Origin of the sequence: Bradyrhizobium sp. cir1 (assembly GCF_014198245.1) — a bacterium.
Taxonomy (GTDB): Bacteria; Pseudomonadota; Alphaproteobacteria; order Rhizobiales; family Xanthobacteraceae; genus Bradyrhizobium.
Window position 1 is genome coordinate 68,786 of sequence record NZ_JACIHE010000029.1, and the last position, 8,810, is coordinate 77,595.

Here is an 8,810-nt window from a genome sequence, read left to right on the forward strand (position 1 = left end):
ACGGTCGCCCGCGTGCGTGCACATGGCAAGTGAAGTTGCCGTGACGACCGTGCCATTTTGCAAATCGCACGGAGACGTCGGCTATCAGGCCTCGACGCTTCCCTGCGGATTGACAACGTCAGCGACGTCGAGCGCCAAGGGCTGCCCGCTGTCGAGGAACGACGACAGCGCCGCCTCGAACGGCGCAGGATCGAGACCTCGTGCTTTCAACCATGCGGGCTCATAGTAGGTCTGCCGGTAGCGCTCGCCGGAATCGCAGATCAGCGTCACCAGTGATCCTGTCACGTTCGCCTCGCGCATCTCCGCAGCGAGCCGGCACGTTGCCAGGAAGTTGGTGCCGGTCGAGCCGCCGACCACGCGGCGCAGCCGGCGCGACAGCACGTTCATCGCCGCGATCGTCGCCGCATCCGGGATTTTCATCATGCGGTCGACCACGCCGGGCACAAAGGACGGCTCGCAGCGGGGACGGCCGACGCCCTCGATCAGCGACGGGCGGTCGCAGACATGGGAACGGTCCTGCGTGCGGAAGCAGTCGAAGAAGGCGGAGTACTCGACATCGGCAACGCACAGCCGCGTCGGATACTGGCGGTAGCGCAGATAGCGCCCGATGGTGGCCGAGGTGCCGCCGGTGCCGGCGCCCATCACGATCCAGTCCGGCAGCGGGCGCGGCTCGCCCTGCAATTGCGTGAAGATCGACTCGGCGATGTTGTTGTTGCCGCGCCAGTCGGTGGCGCGCTCGGCAAAGGTGAACTGGTCCATGTAGTGGCCGTTCAGCCGGGCGGCGAGCGCGGCGGCTTCCGCATACAGCGCGCGGCCGTCGTCGATCAGATGGCAGTTGCCGCCATAATGCTCGATCGCCGCGATCTTCTCCGCCGAGGTCGTGCGCGGCATCACGGCGTAGAAGGGCACGCCGATCATCTGCGCAAAATAGGCCTCCGACACCGCGGTCGATCCCGACGAGGCCTCGACCACGGGCGTGCCTTCGCGGATATGGCCGTTGCAGAGCGCATAGAGGAACAGTGAGCGCGCGAGGCGATGCTTCAGGCTGCCGGTCGGATGCGTGGATTCATCCTTCAGGTAGATGTCGATGCCTGATAGCGCCGGCACGATCAGCCGGATCAGATGCGTGTCGGCGGTGCGGCACTGGTCGGCCTCGATCGCGGCGACGGCCTCGTCGACCCAGCCGCGCCGATAGGCCGGCGCGGCCGGATTGTGCTGGCGGAAGGGGAATGTCTGCATCGCGTGAATCTCTCATGATGCGGATCGCGCATCAAGTGCGCTGGATTTTGTTTTGACGCGTTTTATGACGCGAACCGGTTTCCACTTCGCTGGAAAACGCTTCTGGCTCAAAACTCCAGCGGCGCGTTGTCGACGACTTCCTTCATTACGAAGAAGGTGCGGGTCTGGCGCACGCCGGGCAGCGCGATGAGCTGCTCGCCATGGATGCGGTTGAAGTCCTCCATGTCGCCGACGCGGATCTTGAGGAAGTAGTCGAAGTCGCCGGCGACGAGATGGCAGTCGAGCACGAATTTCAGCTTGGCGATCGCCTGCTCGAAGATGGCAAAGCTCTCCGGCGTCGAGCGGTCGAGCACCACGCCGACCATCACCAGCGTCCCCTTCGCTACCTTCTTCGGGGCGACCATGGCGCGCACCGTGGCGATAAACCCGTCCTCGAACAGGCGCTGGGTGCGACGGTGGCACGTGGCGGGGCTGATCGCGACGGTTTCGGCCAGCTCGGCATTGCTCAGCCGTCCGTTATTTTGCAGCAATCTCAAGATCTTAAGGTCAGTGCGATCAAGCCGGGCAGCCATGGAAGAAACTTCCATAAATTTGGACTAATACGGAATAAATAATAGCAGATGCCATAAGTTATGCAAGAATATCGGCAATATTGGGCCTATATTTGAGAGCACATTTTCCCGCGGCGATGCTAGCCACATCCCAGACACCAACACCAATCGGGATGACCTGACCATGCTGGAAAAATTCGCGCGCTACCCGCTGACCTTCGGCCCGACGCCCATCGAGAAGCTGGAGCGGCTGTCGAAGCACCTCGGCGGCAATGTCGAGATCTATGCCAAGCGCGAGGACTGCAATTCCGGCCTCGCCTATGGCGGCAACAAGCTGCGCAAGCTCGAATACATCATTCCGGATGCGATCGCCTCCAATGCGGACACCCTGGTGTCGATCGGCGGCGTGCAGTCCAACCACACCCGCATGATCGCCGCCGTCGCCGCCAAGATCGGCATGAAGTGCCGCCTGGTGCAGGAGGCCTGGGTGCCGCACGAGGACGCCGTCTATGACCGCGTCGGCAACATCATGCTCTCGCGCATCATGGGCGCCGACGTGCGCCTCGTCGACGACGGTTTCGACATCGGCATCCGCAAGAGCTGGGAGCAGGCGATCGAGGAAGTGAAGGCGGCGGGCGGCAAGCCCTACGCGATTCCCGCCGGCGCCTCCGTGCACAAATATGGCGGGCTCGGCTATGTCGGCTTTGCCGAGGAAGTGCGCAAGCAGGAAGCGGAGCTCGGCTTCAAGTTCGACTACATCATCGTCTGCACCGTCACCGGCTCGACCCATGCCGGCATGCTGGTCGGCTTTGCCGCCGACGGCCGTGCGCGAAAAGTCATCGGCATCGACGGCTCCTTCACGCCGGCGCAGACCAAGGCGCAGGTGCTCTCGATCGCGCAGAGCACCGCCAAGCTCGTCGAGCTCGGCAAGGACATCGTTGCCGACGACGTCGTGCTGATCGAGGATTACGCCTATCCCGCCTATGGTGTGCCGTCGGAGGAGACCAAGGAAGCGATCCGCCTCACCGCACGGCTAGAGGCGATGATCACCGACCCTGTCTACGAGGGCAAATCGATGCAAGGCCTGATCGACCTGACCAAGAAGGGCCATTTCGAGAAGGGCGCGAAGATTCTCTACGCCCATCTCGGCGGCGCGCCGGCGCTGAACGGCTACGGCTACGCATTTCGGAACGGGTGAGATCGCGTAGCTCTCGCCTCATACACCTGTGTCGTCCCGGACAAGCGTCAGCGCAGATCCGGGACCCATAGGGAAATGTTTGGCGAAGAACGTCGTCGCGCCTGCCTCAAGATGGATCACGCGGTATGGATCCCGGATCTGCGCGCGCTTTGGGCGCGCTTGTCCGGGATGACGATGTGGAGGGAGTTGTGCGCACCAGCAGCCGCGGCAGCTGTGCACATTCTACCGCGTCCTGATGATCTGCAGCAGCTCGTCGCCATAATGCTCGAGCTTCTTGTCGCCGATGCCGGGCACGTTGCGCAGCTCGTCCAGCGTGGTCGGCCAGGCCCGCACGATGCCGTCGATGGTGGCATCGTGCAGCACCACATAGGCCGGCACGCCGCGTTCGCGTGCGACGTCCGAACGCCAGGACCGCAGCCGCGCGCGCAATTCGGGATCGACGTCGCCCTGCGGCGTGCCCGCCGCGGGCGCGAGATCGCCACGACGGGATTTTGCGCGGCTTGACCGGATGCGGGTGCCGGGCGCCTCCTCGCGCAGCCAAACTTCCGTTTCTCCGCGCAGCACGCCGCGCGCCGAATCCGTCAGCTTCAGCGCGCCATAGGCTTCGCTGTCGCTCTGCAAATGGCCCATCGCCACCAGCTGCCGCAGCACCGTGCGCCACTGCTTCTCGTTGAGCTCGCGCCCGATGCCGAACACCGAGAGCTTGTCGTGGCCGAACTGCGTGACCTTTTCGGTCAGGCGCCCGACCAGCACGTCGATCAGGTGCATGGCGCCGAAACGCTGGCCGGTACGGTAGACGCAGGACAGCAGCTTCTGCGCCAGCACCTTGCCGTCACGCATCTTCGGCGGCGTCAGGCAATTGTCGCAATTGGCGCAGGTCTCGGCCGTCACGACCTCACCGAAATAGGCGAGCAGGCGCTTGCGCCGGCAATGCGGCGTCTCGGCAAGGCCGACCAGCGCGTCGAGCTTGCCGATCGAGACGCGCTTGAAATCCTCGGACCCGGCCGACTCGTCGATCATGCGGCGCTGCTGCACGATGTCGGAGAGGCCATAGGCCATCCAGGCAGCCGAGGGCTTGCCATCGCGCCCGGCGCGTCCCGTCTCCTGGTAATAGGCCTCGATGCTCTTGGGCAGATCGAGATGGGCGACGAAGCGCACGTCGGGCTTGTCGATGCCCATGCCGAAGGCGATGGTCGCGACGATGACGATGCCGTCCTCGTTGAGGAAACGGTCCTGGTTGCGCGAGCGGATGCTGCTGTCGAGACCGGCATGATAGGGCAGCGCGGCAATGCCGGCCTCGTCGAGCGCGGCGGCGACCTCCTCGACCCGGTTGCGCGACAGGCAATAGACCACGCCGGCGTCGCCCATATGACGCTCGCGGATGAACTCCTTGAGCTGCGACACCGCATTGCGCTTGTCGACGATCTCGTAGCGGATGTTGGGGCGATCGAAGCTGGAGACGAATTGCGGGGAACCGGCAAGCTGCAGCCGCTCGACGATCTCCTTGCGCGTCAGTTCGTCGGCGGTCGCGGTGAGCGCGATGCGCGGCACGTCGGGAAAGCGCTCGGCGATGATGGAGAGGCCGACATATTCCGGGCGAAAGTCATGGCCCCATTGCGAGACGCAATGGGCTTCATCGATCGCGAACAGCGCCACTTTCGCCTGCGCCAGCAGCGACAGGCAGCGTGGCGTGACCAGCCGTTCCGGCGCGACATAGAGCAGATCGAGATCGCCTGCGATCAGGCGGCGTTCGACGTCGGAGGCCTCCTGCGGCGTCAGCGAGGAGTTGAGCGCGGCGGCGTTGACGCCGGCCTCCAGCAGGCCCGCGACCTGGTCGCGCATCAGCGCGATCAGCGGCGAGACCACAATGCCGCAGCCTTCGCGCAGCAGGGACGGCAGCTGGTAACACAGTGACTTGCCGCCGCCGGTCGGCATCAGCACGAGGCAGTTGCCGCCGTCGGTGACGTGCCGGATGATGTCGCCCTGCGCCCCGCGAAACCCCGGCAGGCCGAACACAGAATGCAGCACCGACAGCGCATCGCGGCCGTTGGCCGGCGCGGGCAGCGGAGCGGTGGATGGAGCATTCATGGGCGTGTCGAAGTGAGGCCGCGGGATTCGTCACATGGCCAGTCGCATGCTGGCGCGGCCGTGGCAAGACTGTTTGGGGGGCTTGCACCGCTGCTTCCTCTCCCTCTCCCCGTTCTTACCGGGAGAGGGTGGGGTGAGGGGCCCTCTATCCGCAGATGAGGTGCACGTGAGACCTGTACCCCCTCACCCGGATCGCAAGAGCGATCCGACCTCTCCCCGCAAGCGGGGAGAGGTGAAGAGAGCATACTCCGTGAAGACGACGCTACGCTCCGATTCGCCGCAGCGCCTCTGCGACGGTCACGATCGGCATGTTGCGCTTGCCTGCCGCATCCAGCGCGTGGCGCATCAAATGCGGCGTGCAGCCATAGGGGCTCGGCGCATGGGCGATGTCGTGGCTGTAGAAGATGAGCCAGCCGCCGCTTGCGACCGCCTCGTCGAAATAGCGATCGACGCCTGCCTTGTCGATCTCGCAATCCACGAGAGGCGAGGCACGCAGGAACTGGAGGTCGATGACGTCGCGATTGACGCCGGGAAGAATGCCGCGCGCCGAGCGGAACGCCTTCGCCAGCTGCGGCTTGCGCCAGACCGAGGCGATCCCATAAGGGTAGGCGAAATTCTCCAGCGTGATCGAGGAATCGATGCCGCGGAAATGGCTGCGGTTCCGCTCGATCTCGCGGGCCATCGAGGCTTCGTCGAGATTGGCCGAGCTCCGGTGCGAGAAGGTGTGGCAGGCAATTTCGTGACCGGCCTGGTGAAGCCGCACGATCGCATCGCGCGACAAACCATGCCAGTGATCCGACGGCTGGTCGATCAGGCTGCCGGCGATGTAGTAAGTGCCGCGGCCGCCATGCGCTTCGAGCAGCGAGGCGCCCTCGCCGGCGGCGCTGTCGGGCGCATCGTCGAAGGTGAAGCTCACCATCGGCGCATGCGCAGGCAGCCGGTGCGGCGCGGCACGGAAATGCCGGGCCAGCCGATTGCTCACGCGTCCCTGGAGTGCCGACCACACGACAGCGCTTCCTGTGATTCCGTATTTCTCCACTGAAACATTCGCGCGCTGGCTGAGGCAAGCCTAACGCTTTGGTAATCCTAACGCGGAACCAACGCCCCTTGGACTAGCGCGCCAGGACCGCGGCATCGGCTTCCGCCCCGAGATATTGCAGCCAGTTGCGGAAGAGCGCCGCCGCCGCGCTGCCGGCGGCGATATCGGCGCGCAATTCCAGCGCCGGCAGGTCGTTGGTCAGCGCCGGATGGCGCTGGTGCCGCGCCCGCTTCTCGAAGCGCGCCAGCTTCTCTTCGGTGACTGCGTCAAAATAGCTCACGGGCACATGCGGGTAAGTCTCGCGCTCGCGCGCGAGATAGCGGCCGATGTCGCGCAGATATTCGCGCTGGAGCGACAGCGCATCATATTCCGGATGGCCCTGGAAGAACACGAAACGGCTGGCATATTGGCGGACGAAGACGTCGACCCCGGCCGCGGCCGAGCGGGTCAGCACCTGATAGCCGGCCTGCGCGAGGTCGCTCTCGGCGATCTCGTTCAGGCGCGAATGCGAAACCTTGAGCGGCGCGGGCGCGGCGTGCGTGAGGGAATCATCCAGCACTGCTTCGCAGTCGAAGATACCGTGACATTTGGCCGGCAGACGACGCCGTTCGATGCCGTCGAGATGCAGCACCGCCGCGTGCGCGGCAAGGCATGACCAGATCGTCGAGCGCGTGTTGGTCCTCGCCCAGTCGATCAGATCGATGAGGTCGCGCCAATACGGTTCCTGGTGTAGCTCGGGCGCGACCGGCTCGGCCCCGGTCACGATCAGCCCGTCGAATTGCCCGCGCTTGAGATCTGCGAGATCGGAATATTCGCTCTCGACATGCCATTTGGCTTCCGGCGAGCGCTTCACGCTAGGCAACGAGAAGCAGTGGAAGCGGATGCGGCGCGGGCCCGCGGCGGCCTGGAGCAGCTTCATGAACTGCCGCTCGGTCGCCTTCAGCGCCGGATCGGGCATGTTGTTGATCAGTCCGATGGTTAGCTCGGCGCCGGCATGGTCGCGCGCCAGATCGCCCTCGGCCGGCACCAGCGCCGGGCTCGATATGCCTTGATCCCTGTCGATCAAGATCGTCATCGGAGCCGTCCGCCTACTCCGCGGCCTCGAGGCGCGACGACGGACAAGCCTTTTCCAGCGCCTGGTCGATGTCCTCGATGATATCTGAGGCATGCTCGATGCCGATCGACAGGCGAATCGTCTCCGGCAGCACACCGGCGGCGCGCTGCTGCTCCGCCGACATCTGGCGGTGCGTGGTCGAGGCCGGATGGCAAGCCAGCGATTTGGCATCGCCGATATTGACGAGGCGCGTGATCAGGTTCAGCGCATCATAGAAGCTCTTGCCGGCTTCCATGCCGCCCTTGATGCCGAAGGTGAACAGCGACGAGGCGTTGCCGTCGAGATATTTCTGGACGAGCGGATAGTAGGGACTGTCGGGGAAGCCCGTGTAGTTGACCCAGGCGACGCGCGAATCACCGCGAAGAAATTCGGCGACCTTGCGGGCGTTCTCGACATGGCGCTCCATGCGCAGCGCCACGGTCTCGATGCCCTGGAGCAGCAGGAAGGCGTTGAACGGCGACAGCACCGAGCCCATGGTGCGCTGATAGACACTGCGCGCGCGCTCGATATAGGCGGTGCGGCCGAAGCGCTCGGCGTAGACGAGACCGTGATAGGAGGCGTCCGGCTTGTTGTAGGCGGGGAAGCGGTCGGCGTATTTCGCCCACGGAAAATTTCCGGAATCGACGATAGCCCCGCCAAGCGTGGTGCCGTGGCCGCCCAGGAACTTGGTCAGCGAGTGCACGGCGATATCGGCGCCGTAGTCGAACGGCTTGAGCAGGATCGGGGTTGCGACCGTATTGTCGACGATCAGCGGCACGCCATGCGCATGCGCGATTTTCGCCAGCGCCTCGATGTCGCAGACATTGCCGGCGGGATTGCCAATCGTCTCGGCGAACACCGCGCGGGTATTCTCGTCGATCAGCTTCTCGATAGCCTCGGGCTTGTCGCTCTCGGCGAAGCGGCCGGTGATGCCCTGGCGCGGCAGGATGTGCGAGAGCAGCGTGTGCGTGGTGCCGTAGAGCTGCGGCACCGACACGATGTTGCCGCCGTGATCGGCGACGTTGACGAAGGCGAAATGCAGCGCGGCCTGGCCGGTCGCGACCGCGAGCGCGCCGACACCGCCTTCGAGCTGGGCGATGCGCTTCTCCAGCACCGCGCTGGTCGGATTGGCGATGCGGCTGTAGCGGAAACCTTCGGCCTCGAGATTGAACAGGGCCGCACCATGATCGGCGCTGTCGAAAGCGTAGGCCGCGGTCTGATAGATCGGCACGGCGACCGCGTGCGTGGTGGCTTCGGGTTCGTAGCCGGCGTGAATAGCGATCGTCTCGTTGCGCATCGTGCCACCTCCGCGTGGAGCGGGCCGCACTTGTTGGCCTGTATGAGGCGCGTGCGTTGTCCGCCGTCCCTCTGTTAGAGGCGGGTGGTAAAGCGGACAATAATTCGCTTAGAGATCGAGGAAGTAACCCTAACGGTTGTTGGTGAATTGACCTGAATCCGGGTTAAGTTCGATTAATGAATTTGCACGCTGTGCCGCGGCAGTGATGGTTGTCCAGCGGATGGATGGGTAACACAATAGACCGGATCGATAGGTGACAGTCGTTCATGGTTCGGTCCGCTGCGGCGCTGCGCTAGCGCAGCGCC

Annotated in this window: 7 protein-coding genes; 1 reads left to right on the forward strand and 6 read right to left on the reverse strand. The window is 64.6% G+C overall.

Annotation, left to right across the window (positions count from 1 at the left end):
- Nucleotides 1–84 precede the first annotated feature (84 nt).
- Together GGD63_RS34995 and GGD63_RS35000 are read right to left on the reverse strand one after the other, a co-directional pair.
- Nucleotides 85–1,239: a PLP-dependent cysteine synthase family protein gene (locus GGD63_RS34995; protein ID WP_183249092.1), complete on the reverse strand. Its 1,155-nt coding sequence runs from the start codon at nt 1,237–1,239 to the stop codon at nt 85–87.
- 107 nt (nt 1,240–1,346) lie between these two features.
- The gene (locus tag GGD63_RS35000) at nt 1,347–1,811 is read right to left on the reverse strand and encodes an Lrp/AsnC family transcriptional regulator (RefSeq protein WP_152102070.1); all 465 of its coding nucleotides are present in this window, start codon (nt 1,809–1,811) and stop codon (nt 1,347–1,349) included.
- Between the two features lie 163 nt (nt 1,812–1,974).
- Between GGD63_RS35000 and GGD63_RS35005 the strand changes: the two genes are divergently transcribed.
- Complete coding sequence (locus GGD63_RS35005; RefSeq protein ID WP_183249094.1) at nt 1,975–2,988, forward strand: 1-aminocyclopropane-1-carboxylate deaminase; 1,014 nt, start codon at nt 1,975–1,977, stop codon at nt 2,986–2,988.
- A 222-nt stretch (nt 2,989–3,210) separates the two neighbouring features.
- Here the strand turns inward: GGD63_RS35005 and recQ are convergent, their stop codons facing one another.
- The 4 genes from recQ to GGD63_RS35025 form a co-directional block, all read right to left on the reverse strand.
- Nucleotides 3,211–5,076, reverse strand: a complete 1,866-nt coding sequence (gene recQ, locus GGD63_RS35010; RefSeq protein ID WP_183249095.1) for a DNA helicase RecQ — start codon at nt 5,074–5,076, stop codon at nt 3,211–3,213.
- Nucleotides 5,077–5,338: 262 nt separating this feature from the next.
- Nucleotides 5,339–6,082, reverse strand: a complete 744-nt coding sequence (locus GGD63_RS35015) for a polysaccharide deacetylase family protein (RefSeq protein ID WP_183249097.1) — start codon at nt 6,080–6,082, stop codon at nt 5,339–5,341.
- Nucleotides 6,083–6,188: 106 nt separating this feature from the next.
- Nucleotides 6,189–7,190, reverse strand: a complete 1,002-nt coding sequence (locus GGD63_RS35020) for a homoserine O-succinyltransferase (protein WP_183249099.1) — start codon at nt 7,188–7,190, stop codon at nt 6,189–6,191.
- A 13-nt stretch (nt 7,191–7,203) separates the two neighbouring features.
- A complete protein-coding gene (locus GGD63_RS35025; protein WP_183249101.1) occupies nt 7,204–8,505 on the reverse strand; it encodes an O-acetylhomoserine aminocarboxypropyltransferase/cysteine synthase family protein in 1,302 nt (433 codons plus the stop codon).
- Nucleotides 8,506–8,810 lie beyond the last annotated feature (305 nt).